21 protein-coding genes and 2 pseudogenes are annotated in these 20206 nt (G+C 35.7%); 9 read left to right on the top strand and 14 right to left on the bottom strand.

Going from position 1 to position 20206, the window contains the following annotated elements:
- The first annotated feature begins 31 nt into the window (after positions 1 to 31).
- Entirely contained in the window at positions 32 to 685 is a 654-nt protein-coding gene (locus ACQV2G_RS00520; RefSeq protein ID WP_428872723.1) for a metal-dependent transcriptional regulator, read from the top strand.
- Between the two features lie 102 nt (positions 686 to 787).
- Here ACQV2G_RS00520 and ACQV2G_RS00525 read toward each other — a convergent pair whose 3' ends face one another.
- The 6 genes and pseudogenes from ACQV2G_RS00525 to ACQV2G_RS00550 form a co-directional block, all read right to left on the bottom strand.
- Positions 788 to 1726, bottom strand: a complete 939-nt coding sequence (locus ACQV2G_RS00525; RefSeq protein WP_428872722.1) for a linear amide C-N hydrolase — start codon at positions 1724 to 1726, stop codon at positions 788 to 790.
- A 1851-nt stretch (positions 1727 to 3577) separates the two neighbouring features.
- Positions 3578 to 3808 (bottom strand): annotated as a pseudogene (locus tag ACQV2G_RS00530) (hypothetical protein); the annotation flags it as partial.
- Between the two features lie 60 nt (positions 3809 to 3868).
- Entirely contained in the window at positions 3869 to 4015 is a 147-nt protein-coding gene (locus tag ACQV2G_RS00535; RefSeq protein ID WP_428875785.1) for a hypothetical protein, read from the bottom strand.
- A gap of 95 nt (positions 4016 to 4110) precedes the next feature.
- On the bottom strand, positions 4111 to 4977 hold the full coding sequence (locus tag ACQV2G_RS00540; RefSeq protein WP_428874910.1) for a D-alanyl-D-alanine carboxypeptidase family protein: 867 nt from the start codon (positions 4975 to 4977) through the stop codon (positions 4111 to 4113).
- A 588-nt stretch (positions 4978 to 5565) separates the two neighbouring features.
- On the bottom strand, positions 5566 to 5787 hold the full coding sequence (locus ACQV2G_RS00545) for a FeoB small GTPase domain-containing protein (protein WP_428875786.1): 222 nt from the start codon (positions 5785 to 5787) through the stop codon (positions 5566 to 5568).
- 28 nt (positions 5788 to 5815) lie between these two features.
- On the bottom strand, positions 5816 to 5947 hold the full coding sequence (locus tag ACQV2G_RS00550; RefSeq protein ID WP_428875800.1) for a FeoA family protein: 132 nt from the start codon (positions 5945 to 5947) through the stop codon (positions 5816 to 5818).
- A gap of 344 nt (positions 5948 to 6291) precedes the next feature.
- Between ACQV2G_RS00550 and ACQV2G_RS00555 the strand changes: the two genes are divergently transcribed.
- Genes ACQV2G_RS00555 through ACQV2G_RS00570 form a run of 4 tightly spaced genes read left to right on the top strand, consistent with a single transcriptional unit; the run spans position 6292 to position 9397 of the window.
- Positions 6292 to 7251 carry a VOC family protein gene (locus tag ACQV2G_RS00555; protein ID WP_428872715.1) on the top strand — a complete coding sequence of 320 codons (960 nt, stop codon included), beginning with the start codon at positions 6292 to 6294 and terminating at the stop codon, positions 7249 to 7251.
- A gap of 3 nt (positions 7252 to 7254) precedes the next feature.
- Positions 7255 to 8154, top strand: coding sequence for a VOC family protein (locus tag ACQV2G_RS00560; RefSeq protein WP_428872714.1), 900 nt, complete (start codon positions 7255 to 7257; stop codon positions 8152 to 8154).
- 13 nt (positions 8155 to 8167) lie between these two features.
- Positions 8168 to 8779, top strand: a complete 612-nt coding sequence (locus tag ACQV2G_RS00565; RefSeq protein ID WP_428875787.1) for a flavin reductase family protein — start codon at positions 8168 to 8170, stop codon at positions 8777 to 8779.
- A gap of 9 nt (positions 8780 to 8788) precedes the next feature.
- The gene (locus ACQV2G_RS00570; protein WP_428875788.1) at positions 8789 to 9397 is read left to right on the top strand and encodes an alpha/beta hydrolase; all 609 of its coding nucleotides are present in this window, start codon (positions 8789 to 8791) and stop codon (positions 9395 to 9397) included.
- 26 nt (positions 9398 to 9423) lie between these two features.
- Here the strand turns inward: ACQV2G_RS00570 and ACQV2G_RS00575 are convergent, their stop codons facing one another.
- A complete protein-coding gene (locus ACQV2G_RS00575; protein ID WP_428872711.1) occupies positions 9424 to 10776 on the bottom strand; it encodes an MATE family efflux transporter in 1353 nt (450 codons plus the stop codon).
- A 179-nt stretch (positions 10777 to 10955) separates the two neighbouring features.
- On the bottom strand, positions 10956 to 11774 hold the full coding sequence (locus ACQV2G_RS00580) for a class I SAM-dependent methyltransferase (protein WP_428875789.1): 819 nt from the start codon (positions 11772 to 11774) through the stop codon (positions 10956 to 10958).
- A 242-nt stretch (positions 11775 to 12016) separates the two neighbouring features.
- Here ACQV2G_RS00580 and ACQV2G_RS00585 point away from each other — a divergent pair, with 242 nt between their 5' ends.
- The 3 genes from ACQV2G_RS00585 (at position 12017) to ACQV2G_RS00595 (ending at position 13959) form a co-directional block, all read left to right on the top strand.
- Positions 12017 to 12424: a helix-turn-helix domain-containing protein gene (locus tag ACQV2G_RS00585; protein ID WP_428872707.1), complete on the top strand. Its 408-nt coding sequence runs from the start codon at positions 12017 to 12019 to the stop codon at positions 12422 to 12424.
- Between the two features lie 11 nt (positions 12425 to 12435).
- Positions 12436 to 12777, top strand: a complete 342-nt coding sequence (locus ACQV2G_RS00590; protein WP_090289173.1) for a hypothetical protein — start codon at positions 12436 to 12438, stop codon at positions 12775 to 12777.
- A 105-nt stretch (positions 12778 to 12882) separates the two neighbouring features.
- On the top strand, positions 12883 to 13959 hold the full coding sequence (locus tag ACQV2G_RS00595) for a YeiH family protein (RefSeq protein ID WP_428875790.1): 1077 nt from the start codon (positions 12883 to 12885) through the stop codon (positions 13957 to 13959).
- A 61-nt stretch (positions 13960 to 14020) separates the two neighbouring features.
- Here ACQV2G_RS00595 and ACQV2G_RS00600 read toward each other — a convergent pair whose 3' ends face one another.
- From ACQV2G_RS00600 to ACQV2G_RS00625, 6 genes are all read right to left on the bottom strand, one after another.
- Positions 14021 to 14464, bottom strand: coding sequence for a hypothetical protein (locus ACQV2G_RS00600; RefSeq protein WP_428875791.1), 444 nt, complete (start codon positions 14462 to 14464; stop codon positions 14021 to 14023).
- A gap of 168 nt (positions 14465 to 14632) precedes the next feature.
- On the bottom strand, positions 14633 to 15169 hold the full coding sequence (locus ACQV2G_RS00605) for a GNAT family N-acetyltransferase (protein ID WP_428875792.1): 537 nt from the start codon (positions 15167 to 15169) through the stop codon (positions 14633 to 14635).
- Positions 15170 to 15196: 27 nt separating this feature from the next.
- The gene (locus ACQV2G_RS00610; RefSeq protein WP_428875793.1) at positions 15197 to 15997 is read right to left on the bottom strand and encodes a TatD family hydrolase; all 801 of its coding nucleotides are present in this window, start codon (positions 15995 to 15997) and stop codon (positions 15197 to 15199) included.
- A 27-nt stretch (positions 15998 to 16024) separates the two neighbouring features.
- Entirely contained in the window at positions 16025 to 16765 is a 741-nt protein-coding gene (locus ACQV2G_RS00615; RefSeq protein ID WP_428875795.1) for a tRNA threonylcarbamoyladenosine dehydratase, read from the bottom strand.
- Positions 16766 to 16884: 119 nt separating this feature from the next.
- Positions 16885 to 17637, bottom strand: coding sequence for an amino acid ABC transporter ATP-binding protein (locus ACQV2G_RS00620; RefSeq protein ID WP_428875796.1), 753 nt, complete (start codon positions 17635 to 17637; stop codon positions 16885 to 16887).
- Positions 17630 to 19285, bottom strand: a complete 1656-nt coding sequence (locus ACQV2G_RS00625) for an ABC transporter substrate-binding protein/permease (protein ID WP_428875797.1) — start codon at positions 19283 to 19285, stop codon at positions 17630 to 17632. Before ACQV2G_RS00625 ends, ACQV2G_RS00620 begins: the two co-directional genes overlap by 8 nt.
- A gap of 185 nt (positions 19286 to 19470) precedes the next feature.
- Between ACQV2G_RS00625 and ACQV2G_RS00630 the strand changes: the two are divergent.
- Positions 19471 to 20206: pseudogene (locus ACQV2G_RS00630) on the top strand (ISNCY family transposase); the annotation flags it as partial.

Consider the following 20206-nt stretch of genomic DNA (forward strand, 5'->3'; position numbering starts at 1 on the left):
GTATTAAAAGCTTATGAAAGAGGGAGAGATAATGAAACGATCCAATGTCAAAGAAAACTATCTTAAAGCGATTTTCAGTTTGAACGGTAGTGAAGAATATGTTTCAAATAAATTAATTGCGGACAGCTTAAATATTTCAGCTCCGTCTGTAACCGATATGATTAGCCGATTAGTTGAAGACAATCTTGTTGAATCTATCGCCTATAAAGGAGTGCGTTTAACCAGACAAGGATTAGAAAGTGCGATTAAGGTTGTGCGTAAACATCGCATTGCCGAACTTTTTTTAATGAAAATCTTAAAATATGACATCACGCAAGTTCACAACGATGCTGAAACTATTGAACATTTAGAAAGTGACTATTTTTTTGAGAAATTAGAAAAACTGCTAGATTATCCAAAATTTTGTCCTCATGGAAGTATTATTCCCACAATTGATAATTATCAAGAAGTTTATCGGACACCTCTATCATCATTTAGTGAAGGTGACCACCTAGTGTTTCGTCGCTGTATCGATAAACATGAACTACTAGAATACTTACAACAAATTAATCTTGAATTAAATCAAAGAATTCACCTAGATAAGATTGATGACACAAATCGTATTTTTATTTTTTCATATAACGATGATCAAACAGCCTATTTTAGTTTCGATATGGCAGAATTGATTTTCTGCGAAAAAATTTAATTTCTAAGACTATTAAAGATGAGTCTATTGGCAAATAAAATATACCCACTTTCGCATCCTATCACCATAAAAAAACGCTGGATAACTTCCAGCGTTTTTAATTTATTTAAGTGTTTGATAAGTAAATCCAGCCGGCAAGAATATAGCCTGTCTTCGATTTAAATCTTCGATGTCATCAAAAACTATTGAATAAACCATTTGATTTTGAGCGGATTGAATGGTCAACCTTCTTGATGGACTATCATAAGCAGATAAATAAACAGTATGTGTGTAAGAATGATATTTTTTGTTAGGGATAAAGCCTTTAGGTAAAGCAACAGAAGATAAGACGCGGTAAAGATTGCCAAAGGCAGACTGACTGTCATGATTATCAAGTGTTTGTTGTGCTAGATAATAAGCTTTTAAAAAACGTGATTTTGGATCATATCCACCAGGTAGGTCTTTAGCAGCATTAAATTGGTTCAAATTTTCTTGATTAAAAGTAGTTTGCAAGAGTTTTTGATGAGAAGGAAATTTTGGTGCATTGGTCATGACACCATAAGGATTTTGGTAGACTTTTAGTTTTTTCTTTTCAGGCTCAACCACAATGCAGTTTTGCTGACTGTCTGAAAACATAAAGTGGAAAATTGGTGTGATGACTTTATTTCCATTCATATCATGACTTGAGATGTGAACGGTCGGTAAAATCGCTAAGACTTCATCAACATTGCGACAATTACCTAAGATATAATTCATAAAATAAAAAGCAGAAACATTGTTCTTCTTTTTATCTACTTGATTATCATATAAGCCAAATCCTCCAAAATCATTGGTGATTCCAATCAGACCATGCTCATTGACCCCATCCTTTAAAGGGTCCATATTTCGAAAACCAACTCCAAGCATCTTATATTGAGAATGGTGAAAGCCGCCTAGCAAATTTTCAGCTACCGGATACCCCTTAGGCAAGTAAAGTATATTGTAGTCAACGGGTGCTTCCAGATCCATTGTTCGTCCTGCAACATGTCCGCCGGGGTAATTAATTTTAATTCCTGTACACATAGATATTTCCTTTCTATCTTTAGTATCAACCGACTAAATGATCAGCTCGAATTCTCAGTATAGCATTATTAGATCCGATAAGCGTTAAAAGTGCTTTTAAAAGATTGTTACTTTAAAAATTAAATAACAGAAGGCTTAGCTATGACGTTTAGAAACTTCATATTTTATAATCCATCACATTTCTCATTTAATTAGGACACATTATTGTCCAGTCAATTCCCAATAATAGCAGAGTATTAATCATTTTTGGCTGAGAAACTGTCTAAAAGTTGCTAGCTTCGATAAAATAGTAATCATTCTGAGGCAAAGTCACTGGAGTGAAGTCTATGAGATTGTGTGCAATCTCATATTATGAAAAACTTCTGAAAACAGTAGATAAAATAAAATCTGAAAGCTTGAACTTTATTTTAACCACAGGAGGGGGGCAGTCATTGGTGGGAGTAATTTATGACTGCTGCTTTTAATGGTAATCCTATCGATACCTTCTCAATCATCATTAGTAAAGTTTTAACGGTTAAAAAAGATCAGACGAGAAGAAAAAACAGCTATTGAAACCACACGCAATTTCTTCCAGCCAATTGGATTGCCTGCTAGCTTACAGAAATTGATATATATCAACTATCTAGTCAATTAACTTGAGGCCAATAAATTTACTAAAATTGGTGAACACAAAAATCATACGTTGAAAGTATCCAGAGCAATCTATAAAAAAGCTTTAAACTAGATAAAAACAGCCACATCAAAGTGGCTATAAGGTGATTCCAAAAAGTTAGAGTTAAAAACTAGCTTTTAATGAATTCTTTTTTTCTAATTTTAAAATATTTTAGTGTTAGCTTCTATATTATTAGGTATTTTTGTCTTTCTTTGGTATAAGGAAAGTGATGAATGAAAAAAAAGTTTTATAAAATAGCTGGTATTCTTACGGCTGTTATAAGTTTACTCACTTATTTACCTTTATTTGGTGGCTGTCCTCAGAGTATTCAGGCTAGTTAGCTGTCTTAAGTTATAAAGTTAATATTTGTTTAAAGTAGTTTTCAGCTTTTGAGAGCTACTTTTATTTTTTGATATTAAGTAAATAATTATCTATCACGTAGTTCTTGTTTTTTTGCTTCTTCCTCCTTGGCTTTAGTTATCTTATATTCTAGTGTTTCTTTGTACTTGCTATCTATCAAAGCTTCCCCGTATCTTTCTTTTACTATTTTTTGTACGTCTTCTATCGATTTAGCAGACTTTCTCTTTACATCGTAAAAATCTTCATTATTTGCTGGTTTAAAAGCTGGTATATCTTCTTTTTTAGGTTTAACCTTCTTCTTAACTTTTTTGTTGTTTGTGTAGGTTCTTCTTTGAACAGATCGCTATAATCTTTGTTTCCGTCGTTTTCTACCACTTGTACGTTTATTAGAGACGTTTGTGTGATTGGTGAGCGTTTTATTGCTGACGATTTCTTTTGTGCAGTTTTCTTTCCTGCGGGCTTTGGTTGACCTTGCGTATTTCATTCAATAGCTAAGTGAAGTTTTTCTTTAGCATAAAGAGTTCCCAATTTATCAGCTCTTATTTTTTGCTCTATAAAATCTTCATCTATAAATTAATAGGATAAATTACCATGCTTTCGTTCCCTCGCATCTACTTTATAATTTAATAATATATCCTCTTTAAACTTCTTCATGGTCACAACTTCAGAATTGGTTAGGGATTCTAGGATTCTCTCTTAAATCGTCTTTCCAAACACATTTACCCTTGTCAGCAGTTTTAATTTCGCTAATCGTTCTACAATTAATCGCTTTATCTTTTGATAAGTAATTACATTCGCACCAAATTCTCCTAGTATTTCGTCGTGCTTAGGCTGTATATTTACCCAACGATTATTAGATCTTGATAGTTTGATACACCAATTGGATTCGGGTTGTTTATAACAATGTGATTATATAGGAATGCATTTTCGTTGTCTGCTTGTGTAACTACTAAAACTTGTCGACCAGGGAACAGCCTTTGCCCCGTTTCTAAGTCTAGCTCATGAACTTTCTTTATGTCTTCGGGATTATCTACTATAAATTCACCTCTTGAAAACGATGGAATAGCGTTATAAGTTTGAACATTTTACCCTCATTAACATTGAAGCTATCCCACACTTTAGAAAAGATTCTAAAGCAGTTTCTGATAAACAATTAATTCCTGAAGCTTGCAAAACTCAATCCATATCTTCGCGATGGCTCTTTTCTTCCATCGCTTGTCACCCTTTTCCTTTTCTATTACTACCTTTAATCGCCAGTCAAAATTATCTTTAGACATACATATGACCTCCTAATTCCGTATCCGGATTTAGGAGGTCAGTACACTTTGAGAGTCCTTTTTAATATTATTTATAAGTTTTCTTCCGTTTTTTACTATAGTTCTGAAAGAATTTTAAGTGTATCCAGCACTTGTCCTTCTACTCGGTTATTAAGATCATTTAATTCTGAACCCATGACAACCACTATATATTCTTTACCATCTTTTTCAGCTAAAGTGGCCCAGCATAAACCGGCTCCATAGGTAGTACCAGATTTGCCACCAGTAATCTCAAAACCGTCTTGATAAAATTCCCGCAATTTTTTGAAAACAGTACTTTCCATATAAACACCTGAGGGATGGGCATTAGTTGCCGTCGATAAATAGTCTTTACGTTTAAAGATTGCTTCAAAATGACCATTTTTTAAAGCTTCTTTCAATAACATAGCGATTTCCTTAGCAGTAGTTACTTGACCTGCTTGATCCATGCCATCCACGCTTTTAAACTTAGTTTTTTTTAATTTTAATTCTTCAGCTTTTTCATTCATCCACTTAATAAAAGTCTTTTTGGATCCGGCTACATTAAGTGCTAATGAATTTGCACTTTCAGCTCCTGAAGGAAGCATGGTGCCATAGAGCAAATCACGAAAAGTGGTTGACTCATAAGGATAATAACCCGCCATAGCTGCGCCTTCTTCTATGGCCTGATAGTAACTGGCTTCATCCACTGGAGCATAGGCTGATAGATTATCGATATGTTCTAGTGCAACAAGTGTTGTCATAATTTTTACTAAGGAAGCAGGTTTACGAGAGACGTTGGCTTTTAAAGACAACTCGGTTTTGTCTTCTGTTAAATTATAAACATAAATACTTTTAGAATAGTAAGCCTCCAAAGCCAGGACTTGATATGGATACAAAAGATTTACAAGACTGATCAGTGTAAGTATTATTATCGATTTTTTAAAAAAAGATAAATCTCGCATCCAAAACGCCCTCTCTATTTTATTATTTCTTTTTTAGAGTCTCATACTTTTCAAAGTCGGTCAAGTCAAGAACGGAAATTTCTATTTTAATTCAAAAACAGCCTAAACCAATATAAAGAGTAGAGCTGTTAGTTATTAATTTTTTTGAAATTTAACTTTGGCCTGAGCAATTTCTCTTTGAATAACTAGTCGCTCTTCATCAGATACTTTATCACAGGAACATCCTACTATATTGGTGGGTGTTTTAACATTCAATCCGGCCAAAGGACAATCCGTTACAGTGCAAGATGTCCACTTGTTCTTTCCGGCTTTAAAAGATTACCATTCTTTTTTAGGAGATAAATTAAACCTCCTACAATTATGAAAAGAATCATAAGGGTTTTAAAATTCATTAACAGAAATGAAAAGAACAACTTAATGAAAGAATTCTGATAAAACTATTGAATCTAATCCAATGCTTTTTTTAACTTATGCTGCCCTATTCACTACAATAGCCAGTGGGATTCCTAACTCTAATAATAGGATAGTTAAATAAAAACTTCTTTCAAATCTATTCCCATCTACTACATTTAAATCATATCAGCCTGCTCATCTAATAGATAGTCGTGTGATAAAGTTTCTTTTATATAGGAAGGTAAAAAATGCCTGGTAAATCAACAATGACCGTGGTAGGATTCGTTTAAAATTAGCCCTCTTTTTATCAATCGTCACGCCCGGCCAATTTCCGACCTTTTGATTAGATCCGGTGAGCAGATTAAAAAGTGTGGTCTTCCCACAATTAAGATTAGCTAATAAGGTAATTTTACGCATGCTTCGCTCCTCCCGATAAAAGAGTTGTTTAAATTAATTCAGCTTCACTCTTACGAATCGAAAGTTGATGACCTCTCACTCGAATTTCGAGTGGATCTCCTAAAGGTGCCAATTTAACAAGCTCAATGATTGCATTTTTTGCAATTCCCATATCCCTAATGCACTTTCTAAATTAAGTTTCACTTTCTACTTTTATAAGCTTCGCTCTCGATTTGACTTTCAGCTGACTAAAAGCTACAAAATCTTCATTATCATAAGATAACATTTCGATCGTCACACTTTTAGCAAATTACAGACTGACTGCAAGACACATTCCTTATCAACATCACACTCTTATTTTATACTAAAACCATTCAATAAATAATAAAACAATGCGAAATGTAAAATTCGAGACAAAATGCTTGCATTTTCTGTTCATTCATGTTAAATTTAATTCGAATTCGAGATAACAAAATCGAATCTTATTAAATGCTTTGACTCTCTAAATTTAAAGGAGGAAATTTTATGAACAACTTATTAGGAATCCACCACGTGACAGCTATGACAAATAGCGCAGAAAGAAACTATGACTTTATGACAAAAACTTTAGGCTTACGTTTGGTTAAGAAAACAGTTAACCAAGATGATATCCATACTTATCACACTTTTTTTGCTGATGACCGTGGAAATGCTGGTACGGATGTAACTTTCTTTGATTTTCCTAACTTACCAGAAGGCGTTAAAGGAACAAACTCAATTTCCCGTATTGGTTTGCGTGTAAAATCTGATGAGGCTTTAGAATATTACTTAAAACGTTTTGAAGAAAAAAATGTTAAACATGAAGGTATTAAAGAATTATTCGGTAGCAAAGTATTAGCTTTTGAAGAAGAAGATGGCCAAGCCTATCAAATCTTCTCAGATGAAAATAATGAGGGTATCCCTGGAGGAATTCCTTGGAAAAACGGTCCTATTCCTGAAGAATTTGCTATTTACGGCCTTGGGCCTATTGAAATTACTGTCGGTTACTTTGAAGAATTCAAAGCTGCCTTAACAACTATCTATGAAATGCGTATTGTCGAAGAACATGACGATGTTGCACTCTTAGAAGTTGGTGAAGGCGGACACGGTGGTCAAGTTATTCTACGCAAAGACGTTGAAACTCCACAAGTGCAGCAAGGTTATGGACTTGTTCACCACGTATCCTTCCGAGTAGCCGATGACGAAGCGATTCAAGCTTGGGCAGATCGTTACCAAAAATTAGAAATTGGAAATTCTGGTTTGGTTGATCGCTATTACTTTAAGGCTTTATACGCTCGCATCGGTCACATTTTAATTGAAATCTCTACTGATGGACCTGGCTTTATGGGAGACGAATCTTATGAGAATCTGGGTGAAATCTTATCTTTACCACCATTCTTAGAAGGTCAAAGAGAATCAATCGAAAGTCAAGTTCGCCCATTTGATACTGTTTGGAAAGGGGAATAAATCATGGTTGATAAAATTCAAAGTATTCATCATATTAGTGCCATAGTGGGTAATGTGCAAGAAAACTACGATTTTTATACAAAAGTCCTCGGTTTAAAACTTGTTAAGCAAACTGTCAATTTTGATGACCCTTCTGTTTATCATACCTATTTTGCGAATTCGAAGGTTGATAATGGAACAATTATGACCTTCTTCCCATGGGATAATGACCATAAAGGGACAAAAGGCGGGGGGCAAGTCGGAAGAATTGCTTTTTCTATCCCTAAGGGCAGCCTCACAGCTTGGCAAAATCAATTAGAAAAACATGAGATTACTTATCATAAGAGTAATATGTTCTCTGCAGCCACTTTAGAATTTTCAGATCCTCATGATCTAGATATTGCTTTAGTCGAAGCTGAGACAAGCTCAGACAATAATGAAATTATCGGTTTCTATGGCTTGGTACTCCTATCTACCAACCCTCAAGGGACTCTTGACTTGTTAACACGTGAAATGGGGGCCAAATTGGTTGAAGAAGCTGACGAATACCTACACATCGAATTAAGTGGACCTGAAAAACACCGTGTGTTACTTTTAAAAAAGGCACAACCACTAGGACGTTTTGGCATAAGCACTGTTCATCATGTAGCCTGGTCAGTTGATCGATTGACTGACCTTCAAGCTTGGCATGACCATTTAAAAGAAGCGAATTATCATCTGACTCCTGTCAAAGATCGTAAATACTTTAAATCGATTTATTTAAGAGAAAAAGGTGGCATCATTTTCGAATTTGCTACTAAAGAACCTGGCTTCCAAGTAGATGAAGATTTCGATCATTTAGGTAGTCAATTAAAACTACCTGAACAGTTTGAGTCTAAGCGTTCAGAAATCGAGTCATCTTTGCCTAAATTTATAGTGGATTAGGCGAGTAGATAATATGTTATCTTATAAAGTTACAGACTTATCACCTAAAGATCAGTATAAGGTTTTAATTGGTTCAGTCATCCCTAGACCTGTTACAATGATAGCCACACAAAATGACGATCAAAGCTTAAATTTAGCACCCTTTTCCTACTTTAATATGGTAGCTTACAATCCACCCATCCTCATGGTGTCCATTCAAAGAAAAGGTAAGATGAAGGATACCGCTCGAAACATCCTAGCTAATAAAGAAGCCGTTTTCCACATCGTAGACCAAGAAAATTTACAAGAAGTCAATTTGACAGCTAGCAATTTGCCAAAAAATAAGAGTGAATTGGATTTAACCCAATTCACTCTTGCTAGCAGTCAAACAATTCAAACGCCTGGTATAGCTGAGATGAAAGTAAGGTATGAAACAGTATTACACCAACACATCAAGATCCCATCATCAAATGGTAAAGAAGTTTCAGCTGACTTATTCTTGATGCGAGTAGTACATTTCCATCTTTCTGAGGAAGTTTACCAGAATTCTTATGTGCTTGCTGATCAATTAAAACCGATCAGTCGTTTAGCGGGTAATGATTATGCAACTTTAGGACAGACCATTCAACTTGAAAGACCAAAGTAGGAGGTAATTATGGAATATATCTATCACGCAGCTGATAATGCTGAATACACTTTTGTCCTGTTACACGGTACAGGAGGAGACGAAACTAACCTTATTCCTTTAGCCAAAGAAATCTCATCTTCAGCTAATATTCTCTCTATAAGAGGAACTGTTAACGAAAATGGAGCCCTCCGTTATTTTAAACGGAAGGCCGAAGGTCTCTATGATTTAGAAGATCTAGCGGAAAGAAGTGATGAGCTTGTTGAATTCATCAAAAAGATGAGTAGTGAAAAAGGATTTGATTTAAGTAAAGTAATATTCATTGGCTTCTCAAACGGATCTAATATTGCTTTAAATATCTTAATTCACTATCCAGAAAGCTTTAATAAAGGAATTTTATTTGCCCCACTCTACCCTATGGACATTGATCAGCAGAAAGATTTATCAAATCATCAACTCTTCTTATCCATGGGTGAGGCAGATCCAATCTGTAGTATGCAAGCAAACAATGACTTAATTAAAAAATTAACAAACGTTCAAGCAGACCTATCCATTGAATGGGTACATACCCATCAAATTACGCCTCAAATTGTGCAAGATGCTAAAGATTGGGTGTCAAATTTAAAAGAGAATAATTAATTAATTTAAGCTCTACTTTCTTATGTCTAATTAGCATGAGACAGGTAGAGCTTTTTCCAATTCTTACGGGCTAATAAGTAAATAATTATTCCTTTTAAAGCAGTGGAAAGAGACATAGCAATCCAAACTCCAACCACACCATAATTAGGCATAAACAGCCAAGCAAATGGGATTCTCAACAAATTACAAACAGTATTCACAGTTGCAGGGGCTTGAGTATTTCCTAAACCGTTAAGGAAGCCACTTCCACCAATTTCAAAACTCATAAATAATTGGCTTAAACCAAAGACAAGTAAATAAACAGCTCCTAAAGCGATAGCTTGCTGGTCATCTGGTATAAATAGCTTGAAGAACTGCATTCTAAATACGATAAGAACTAAGGTCGCAAATGAACCAATGGCTAATAAGGAGCGAATGGTCGTTTGATAAATCCCTTCTACTCGTTCATAAAGTTTAGCTCCATAATTCTGCCCTACCATAGCCGTAATCGCTACTGCAAAACCTTCAGTGGTCATCCATGAAATGGATTCAATGTTTGACCCCACACTGGTAACAGCTAAAGGCATAGCGCCATAGGAAGCAACATAACGATTTAGTAACACACTGACTAAAGCGTGTGCATTCGACTGAATAGAAGGTGGTAGTCCTACTTTAATGATTTGCCCTAGATTCTTACTGTTAAATGACCACAAGTGGATGCGACTGCGGTAAAGTAAATCTCCTTGGCGATAAATAGCATAAAGATACAAAATAAATACCATAAACTGAGCAAAAATAGTTGCCATAGCAGCCCCTTTAATCCCTAGGGCTGGAAGAGGCCCTAAGCCAAAAATTAAGATGGGATCTAAGATAATATTAATAACCAGTCCGAGAGTATTGACGGCAAAAGGTGTTTTACTATTACCTAAACTATTATAGGCTCCAGATATAACAGGGTTAATAAAAAATAAAAAAACACCCGAAGCAATCACAATCAAATATTCTTCAGTCAGTTGATTGACGTCATCTTCTAATTGGAAGAAATTAATAAAGGGATCTTTAAATAAAATTAAGAGGCCTCCAAAAGCAAGTCCCATTATAAGGGCTAACCAAAAACCATTGTTAATATAAGAGCGTGCTGTCTTTTCATCTCGTGCCCCATAGGCTTGTGCCGTCAGGACACTCATTCCAATTCGAGGGATCAACATCAAACTCGAAGCAATCCACAAAGCAAAGCCAACTTGTCCTGCTGCAGCTACAGCCTCAGTAGAGAGTCTTCCAATCCAGGCAATATCGGTTAAAGTGTAAGTCATTTGAATAAAAGCAGTTAACATTAAAGGCGTCGATAATTTCAACATTGTTTTGAATATCTTACCGTTTAATAAATCTAAATTTCTCATTGCTACTCCTCCATATCTCAATAAATAGTAACAAGTTGAAGCACTAATTACAATCACCAAAAACTTAGTGAAAGAAAAAAGATCTTTCAATAAGTTTTAATGGCTTCATTTTATTCCTCTAAGGACGTTGGTAGTAGAAATCTTCGTATCCCACTGTTTTGGCCCTTTTGATAAAGCACCTATCTTTTATCATACTTTTGATTGGTCTTTGCAATCATTTGTTCAATGTCTTTTTGTAATTCTTTTAAAAGGGGATTCTTGAATAATCTGTTCAATATTTCAAGATCACCGAGACGGTCGCTCTCAATCATCGCATGAGCCAAGCGATCACTTACTTGTGGATTATCCGGGGTCAAATGAGTCGTAACATAGGACATTGAGACGTCTTGGAAACCAAACTTTTCCATTGTTTGAGGCAATTCTTGCTCGTTTAATTTATACTTACCTAGTTGAAAAGTTTGGATACTATCATCTTGGCCGTTTGTTAAGACTTCAATCTGCCGCCAAAAGGTATTTTTATCTTCATTAAAAGAAAGCAAAGCCGGTGCTTGGTGAATGACCCCTTGAGCTTGACTGAGACAAAGACAGACTCCTCCGGATTTTAATAAATGATACTGTGTTTTAAAGAAAGTGTTTGTTTCAATGTGCTCAACCACTGTATTCGAAAGAATAACATCAAAACTATTTTCCTCAAAAGGAAGCTTATAAATATCACCCTCTAAAAATTCAACTTCAGGAATGTTTTCTTTAGCAAATTCTATGAAGTTGTGATCGCGGTCTAATCCAATTACATTGGCATTCGGGTACCAATCTTTTAATACCTGACATAAAGCACCCGGCCCACAACCTATTTCTAAAATTCTAAGAGGAAGTTTTTGATCGATATTAAAAATGGTTTGATAAGCATTGGCATTTTCCTTACTAAAACGTAGTTTACGACTAGAATAGAGCGTTTGAATTCCCTGTACTTGGTTAGACCAAAAATTTAACCTGTTCATTGTATCACCCTCTTTTCGTTCCAACCTAACTTCAAACATGATATTTTGTGTTTTCAGATTTTTTAACAGAGCCTATTATATCATTTATTAGTAATTTTTGATTAAATTTGCCCATCAAGGTCTTAAAATGGATGATAGGGTCATGTAAAACATCTTTTCCACTATTATTTTACGAATGTAAAAGACTTTCACTAGACATATCAAGTGAAAATGCTAAATTTAAAACAGAAGGAGGCGACATTATGAGTCTTGGCCAACAACTCAAAACAGCACGCTTGCATGCAAATTTAACTCAAGAAGAAGTTGCAGAAAAAATTGGGGTTACTCGTCAATCCGTTTCAAATTGGGAAAACGAGAAAAATTACCCTGATATTCGGAGTGTCATAGACCTTAGCAATCTTTATCAAATCAGTCTGGATCAATTGATGAAAGGAGACGAAAAATTGATTAATCATTATCAAGAAAGTTCAAATGTAGTTCGTAGTAACAAACATTTATTTAAGATTATTTTAATTAGTTTAACTATCATCTTAGCACTATTCATACTCCATCACCTGATGCCTAACCATGTCGAATGGCTACTTGCTATTTTTATTATAATGGCCATAACGGCAGGAATCATTATTCATGAAATCATTCAAAGAATATAGGAGGCGTAAAAATGAATGAAACTATCAAAATATTTATAATTGTAATTGTCGCTACCATTGCGCTAGCTTCTGGCAGCTTATTAGCTTACTTCATCTATAAAATGACTATTATTGATGCTAAGGCGCGAGGGTTAAAACATCCCAAATTTTGGGGTATTTTTAATATCGCTGGAAACAACTCTTCAAATATCATACTCTATCTTATCGGCAGAAGGAAATTTCCTAAAGATAAACTCACTTCCTATGATCAACTCTTAATGAAGCAATATAAAAGAGAAGCTAGTATATCTCTTATTTGCCACCTTTGTGGGACGATTATCCTACTTATCTGCATTGTTTATTTCTATGCCTAACTAGTTCGCCTATCTTTATTAGAAAAAGTAGGGTTTTTGTTATTTTATTAATTAATAAAGTTTGGTAGGATAGATGTGATATAAAATTAAAGGAGATCTCTTTACATGAACTCAGTAAAAAATAAACTTCCAGGACTTCTTTTATGTTTCTTGATTGCTATTTTTGCTAGCCTTTTAGCTAGTGTATCGATTGGAAACTTTTCACTGGCGATTATTGGAGCACCCGTCTTTGCTATCTTAATAGGCATGATCATCAGTCTCATTCAGCCCCAATTAGCTAATCATGCCATTTTTCATCTCGGTGTTCGCTTTTCAGCGAAAAATATCCTACAATGGGCAGTTGTTTTATTAGGTTTCTCCTTGAACCTCTCAATGATTATTAAAGTTGGCAGCAAAAGCTTACCTGTAATAGTTGCTACTATCTCGATTGCGCTACTGGTTGCTTGGTTCTTTCATAAGCAATTTAAGATGGAAACGAAATTAGCGACTTTAATTGGGGTCGGATCAGCTATTTGTGGAGGTTCTGCAATTGCAGCCACTGCTCCAGTTATTGAAGCAGATGATAAGCAAGTTGCTCAGGCTATTTCAATTATTTTTATTTTTAATGTACTGGCTGCTTTGATTTTCCCTACTTTAGGTTATAACTTAGGATTAGGAACAGAAGGTTTTGCTATCTTCGCAGGTTCTGCAGTTAATGACACTTCTTCAGTGACTGCCGCAGCAGCGACAGCAGAAAGCTTCTATCAAGTGGAAGGCATCCTATCTGCTGCAGTAACGGTCAAATTAACACGAACACTAGCCATTATTCCCATTACGATAGGTCTATCTTTGATGCAAGCTCGTAAGGAAAATGAACACGCAAAAGCCACTATTTTTCACTTACTTCCTACATTTATTCTCTATTTTATTTTAGCTGCCTTAGTCACTTCCATAGTGGACCTTCTTCCAACAAATGCATTTACCTATAGTTACGTCGAAAAGTTTATTCCCCTGATAAAAACTCTCGCTAAATTTTTTATCAGTATGGCTATGGCGGCTATCGGGTTAAACTCTCAATTAAGTGAACTAATTAGAGAAGGAAAGAAACCCATTTTACTTGGCCTCTCTTGTTGGATAGCTATCAGTCTCGTTTCACTAACCGTTCAAGCTCTAACCGCTACTTTTTATAGTAATCTTCCTTAATCAAAAACGGTTAACTAGTAGAATTATCTAGTTAACCGTTCTTTTCTATTTAATTAACTGCTTAATTTGAAAAGAACCATTTTTGATAGCCCTTATCAATCAATAGGCTCACGAGCATTTGAATAATCATAGAGATAAAAACTGTTAAGGGAAGCCCCTTTAAAACACCCAAAAAAGCTTGGCCGTTTATGCCCGCTTCCATCCATACTCCAAGAAAGCCCATGACAAAAGAAAAGATCAAGGCGGGTGGGAATTGTCCCACTACGAATTTTAACCATTCTGGATGCTGGATACCTAGTAATTCATTGAATTGCTCAGACATTTTTGGTATATCAAGAAGATAAGCCCCAAGAATTACTGAAACGGGTAAAAGAACAGATAGTTTAACTAACATTTCAGGGAATACGACTTGCCCCTGCATGGCAGTCATAATTAAGGGCATGATAATTCCAAGATGAACGGGAAAAGCAAAGCGTTTAAATGTTTCAAAGTTTATCGAATGCAAAATAATGTCACCTTTCTAATTGTGTTTTTAACTTTTTTACTCTAACAAATACCTTAAGCCCTTTGCAAGTTGTTTTTAACGATTCACCACATACTTTGTCTTTAACTCATCATTTTCTAGTTAAGTATGCTCAAAAAATAGAACAATTTTTGAAAAGATAATACTTCATTATTCATCCCTTAGCTCTATCCAATACCTTTGATCGACAGTGCCATCAGGATAAACTACTTCATTTTCTAAAACGCCACCATTTTTTTGAATGGATTTCGCGGACCCAATATTTTCTTTATTACAAATCATTAAAACCCTTTTTATACCGATTCGTTTACACTCTTTTAGTGCTAAACCTATCATTGCTGTGGCATAACCTTTGCGTCGCTCACTCGGTCGAATACCGTCTCCTATATGTCCACCCTTTAGTAAAAGGCCATCATTTAAATAATGGCGAATATTCACTGCCCCTACCAAAACATTCCGATTGCGGTCGAGACAAAAAAAGGTCGAATCCGGTACACGGTCTGAGTGTACAGCTTCTTTACCTTCTATACTCTTAATATATCCTCCAAAATCATGTGGATCATGACGAAAGATGGCCGATGGCGAACCATCTGTTTGATTTTTTTCTATATCTTCTTTCCATTCTTCGATCATCTCAATTAATAGTAGCTGATGTTTTTTCTCTAACTTAACAAGTTCGATATTCATATTAGGCTTATCCCTTTCAGAGTGATTTTATACTTTATAAATTTTGGCTTGCGTCCTAGCGATAACTGGTCCCATCTCTTCTTGTCGGATGGCTGATAAATCTATGACGGTTTGCCTAAGAAGTTCTTTTAAAGATTTAGCCATATGCTGAACTTCTTTTCTATCACAAATAATCTTATCCTCCCTTGGCCAATCACTCTCAAGTAAAATGTGATCTCCAGCTATTTGTTGAACATAGGCGCGTCCTTTTTTTGTATTTAACATCGTCGGATGAACAGATAGATAACCTCCTTGATCTCGATGTCTGGTTAATTGATCACTGGTTCCATTAAAGCGGTGTAAAATTGCCGTAATATTCTTAGCAGAATGACTTTCTATTAAGTCCAATACTTTTGAAGCTGATTGTACTGCGTGGATTGATAACACATAATGATTATTTAAACGCTCAGCTAATAGTGATAGAATGTTTGAGAAAACATAAATCTGTAAGTCCTCATCCGCTTTTTCCAATCCATTGGTCGAAAAATCTAAACCGACTTCTCCTATTAAAAGAGATTGGTCTAATTCCCCTTGAAAGATAGCTAACTCCTTATTCGCTTGTTCCTTAGACTTAATCCACCAAGGATGAAAACCTAAAGATAAATAAGGCAGAAACTTTTGATCACAATCCATTTTTTTGAGGCTATCCTTTAACTCAATAAAACCTGAGGGTGTGACAGTTTGAGCCACAATTTTAAGCTTTTCTTTAGCAATTGTTTCTAAAAATAACTGACGAGCCTGTTGGTCTTTTATAAAATCAAAGTGATAGTGACTATCTAAAAAATTCATAGTCTCTCCTCTCCTTCTTACTTCGATTTACCAAACTTTATATTCTTCCTTCCCTGCCAAACGTCGGATCACTTTTCCTGCTAGCATCATTCCCATAATTGGTGGCATATAACTCATCGAACCTAAGGTTTGTGATTTTGTATTGCCAGTAGGATTTTCAACTTTGAAGGGTTGTTCATTAGAATAAAGAACCTCTAAATTTTTAATGCCTCTTCTACGGCACTCTAGACGTATAATCTTTGAAAGGGGACAATAAGAGGTCTTTTCTATTTTACTAAAGTTTAAGTAAGTCGGATCTAATTTATTCGCTGCCCCCATAGATGAAATTAAGGGCAATTTTTCTTTTTGACAAAAGGCTGCAATTTCTAATTTTTGAGAGATAGTATCAATACAATCAATTATATAATCCACTCCTGCTAGATCAGTTAAAATTTCCTCAATATTTTCTTTGGTTAGAAATATTTGACGGGCATCCACTTGGCAGTCCGGATTGATTTCAGCGATCATCGCTTTCATAACATCTGCTTTAACCTTACCCACGGTTGATGAAAAGGCTAAAGCTTGACGATTAATATTGCTTTCTTCAATAATATCTCCATCAATTATCGTTAAATAGCCTACTCCTCCTCGAGCTAACGCCTCAGCACAAGCAGAACCTACTCCGCCTAGCCCCAATACTACCACTCTTGATTGAGCTAACCGACTTAGGCCCTCTTCTTTTAAGAGCAGGCTCACCCTTGAGAGTCTTGTTGGTATTTTTGCTTCCATAACATCATCCTTAATCTTTTAAGTTTATTAGCTGCTTTTTTATTATAACACCATCGCTCTAATTAGATCTTATTAAAAGAGGTGGTCATAAAGATCACCTCTTTTAGGTCTATTAATTTTTACATTTGCTCTTTATGAAAACGACTTAGGAACAATTTAGTTCGCTCATGCTGGGGCTCATTAATCACTTGCTGGGCTAAGCCATCTTCCACAATTACACCTTTGTCCATAAAAACAACCCGACTAGAAACATCACGGGCAAAAGCCATTTCATGAGTCACTACTATCATTGTCAGACCCTCTCTTGCTAATTGGGTCATGGTATCTAATACCTCTCCTACCATTTCTGGGTCAAGCGCTGAAGTCGGCTCATCAAACAGTAATAATTCTGGATCCATTGATAAAGCCCGAGCAATAGCAACTCTTTGCTGTTGTCCACCTGACAATTGTTTAGGACGCGCATTGACATAAGGAGCCATACCCACCTTAGTCAAGTTGGCCATAGCAATTTGCTCTGCTTCTTCTTTTGTCCGTCCCAAGATTTTAACTTGTCCAATGGTACAATTCTTCAAAACATTCATATTATTAAAAAGGTTAAACTGTTGGAAAACCATTCCCACTTCTGCTCGATAGTGATTCAAAGGGTAATGATTGGTCATCACTGACTTGCCTTTATAAAGAATATCCCCTCCGCTCGGTTGCTCTAGAAGATTGAGACATCTCAGAAGGGTTGATTTTCCTGAACCTGAAGAGCCAATAATAGAGATGACCTCTCCTTGTTTCACGCTAAAATCAATGTCTTTTAAGACTAAGTTGTCCCCAAATTTTTTAGATAAGTGAGCAATCTCTAAGATTTTATTTTCATTAGTCATGTGTTTTCACCCCCTTGACCGCTTCTGTGGATGAAGACTGAACAACTGTATAAGAATGAGAACCTGACATCTTTCTCTCAATTAAATTTAAAATACGAGTGGTCGTAAACGTTAAAACAAAATAAATCACTGAGGTAATCAAGAAGGTCTGGAAAGTCTGATAGGTCGATCCTGCGACAGACTTGGAAACAAAGAACAATTCTGTCACTGCTATAACATTTAAAACGGAAGTATCTTTGATATTAATCACAAACTCATTTCCTAAAGTTGGTAGAATCGATAAGACAGCTTGCGGTAATACCACATGTCGCATGGTTTGTCCGTGGGTCATACCAATTGCTTTGGCCCCTTCATATTGTCCCTTATCCACCCCTTGAATACCTCCACGCATGACTTCAGATAGATAGGCACCTGTATTAATTGAAACAATAAATAAAGCTGCTGTCATTGAAGAAAGATCAATATCAAAGAAAAGTTTTAGACCATAAAAAATTAACATGGCTTGAACCATCATCGGTGTTCCTCTAAAAATTTCGATGTAGGTAACTAAAAGAAAATCAACTACTTTAAACAAATAATAAGAAGGGCGACCTTTTTGGAACAAGTCCTTCATCGAACGGATCACTGCAATCAAGAGTCCAATCACGGACCCCACAATGGTTGCAAACAGCGCAATGAATAGAGTGTTCAAGGCACCACGAATAAATTGATTACCGTAACTAGCCCACAAAGCCTGAACATCTTGCCAAAAGCTAAGGTTTTCTTGACTTTGATTGAGTTCTACCATTTCTTTCATCAATGCTATCCGTTCCTCTTCATCAATCTGACTTAAAACTTGATTAATTGGTTCCACCAAAGGACTTCCTTTACGTAAACCAATCGCGATTCCTGTATCTACCTGACTCAGATCAAAGCCATTCTCTTTAGTAAATTTTACATAAGTTAAGTCGGTGTTAGCAGCTACAGCAGCCATGGCTCCTGGTTCTTCCGATAAATAAGCATCAATTTTACCTGATAAGACGGAAGAAATCATGGTTGGAAAAGAATCCAAAGCTGTCCCTTTCTGGACATTAGGTATTTGATCGATTAAGCCATAATGGAAGGTATTTAGCTGAGCGGTTACTTTAGCGTTTGAAAAATCTTCGATGGATTGAGCATCGACAAAATCAGAATCTTTGCGAACTACCAGGACCATCTGACTTTCATAATAATTATCAGAAAAGTCAATTTCCTTCTTACGCTCTGGTGTGACCGACATGCCAGCAATGATAGCATCTACCTTACCAGAATTTAAAGCTGGAGGTAGACCATCCCACTCTAATTTTACAATTTCTAATTCCAAACCTAACTGTTGCGCTAACTCTTGTGCGATATGGACATCATAGCCATTGCCAAACTCTCCTTTAGAGTTAGAAATAGGGAGCGCTCCATTTACTAGAGAAGGTTGCGACCAGTTAAAAGGTGAATAATTAGCTTCCATTCCTACTTTTAAAACACCAGGATCTTCAAGTCCTTCTTGGATCTGTTCACTATTAATAGTTGATAACTTCTTGTCTTCAGCACCTACAATCATTTTAACAGGCAAAAGCAATATAAACATTAAGATTAAGACACTGAGCTTTTTAAACAGTCCTTGATTCTGTTCCATTCTGATCCTCCTCGTAATTTTTACTATAAAAAATAAATATACCTTTTATAGTAAATTTGGTCAAGTTTTAATGTATAGACTATTATTAAAATGTTAAACGTAAATGATAATGTCTCAAGAGAACACAAATCAAAATGTCCCACTATCCACTATAATAAATGATGAAAAGGATAGGAGGGAAAATGATGGGAGATTATCTTACAGTGAAAGAAAAGCATTATTATGAAACAATTAAACAAGTCGTGAATGGTAAAAAAACAAAACAACGCGCGGAGGTCGAACTCGCTCTTTCTCGCCGTCAAATCAACCGATTGATTCAACGTTATTTATCGAAAGGACGTCGAGGTTTTCAGCATGGGAACTGTGGCAGGTCCCCTTCCACCAAGATTTCACCTTCTCTTAGAAAACAAATTGTGTCTATCTATCAAACAAAATATGCGTCATTTAATTTTAAACATTTTCATGAGTTTTTAGTGAAAGAAGAAGGCTTTTGTCTTTCTGAATCTTCCGTTCGAAACATTTTGTCTCAAGCTCACATTCTTGCTCCCAAAGCTCGTCGTTCAACGAAACGCCGATGGAAAAAACAATTGCTAAACAAACAAAACAAATCGACTCTCACCCAACGCGAACTCTCCTTGTTGAAAGAGGTCCAATTAGTCGAAGGAAAGAAAGCGCATCCTTCTCGCTCCCGCAAAAAATATGCCGGAGAATTAATTCAAATGGATGCTTCTCAACATGTTTGGTTTGGAACAGAAAAAGCCTTTTTACACGTCGCCATTGATGATGCTTCGGGAGAGATTGTCGGTGCTTTCTTTGACAAGCAAGAAACTTTAGCTGCTTATTATGAAGTTTCTGCTCAGTTTCTAGAAAACAAAGGCATTCCTGTTGAAATTTTGACCGATAATCGCACTATCTTTAAGG

This window comes from Facklamia sp. P12955 (assembly GCF_050409565.1).
GTDB lineage: Bacteria > Bacillota > Bacilli > Lactobacillales > Aerococcaceae > Facklamia.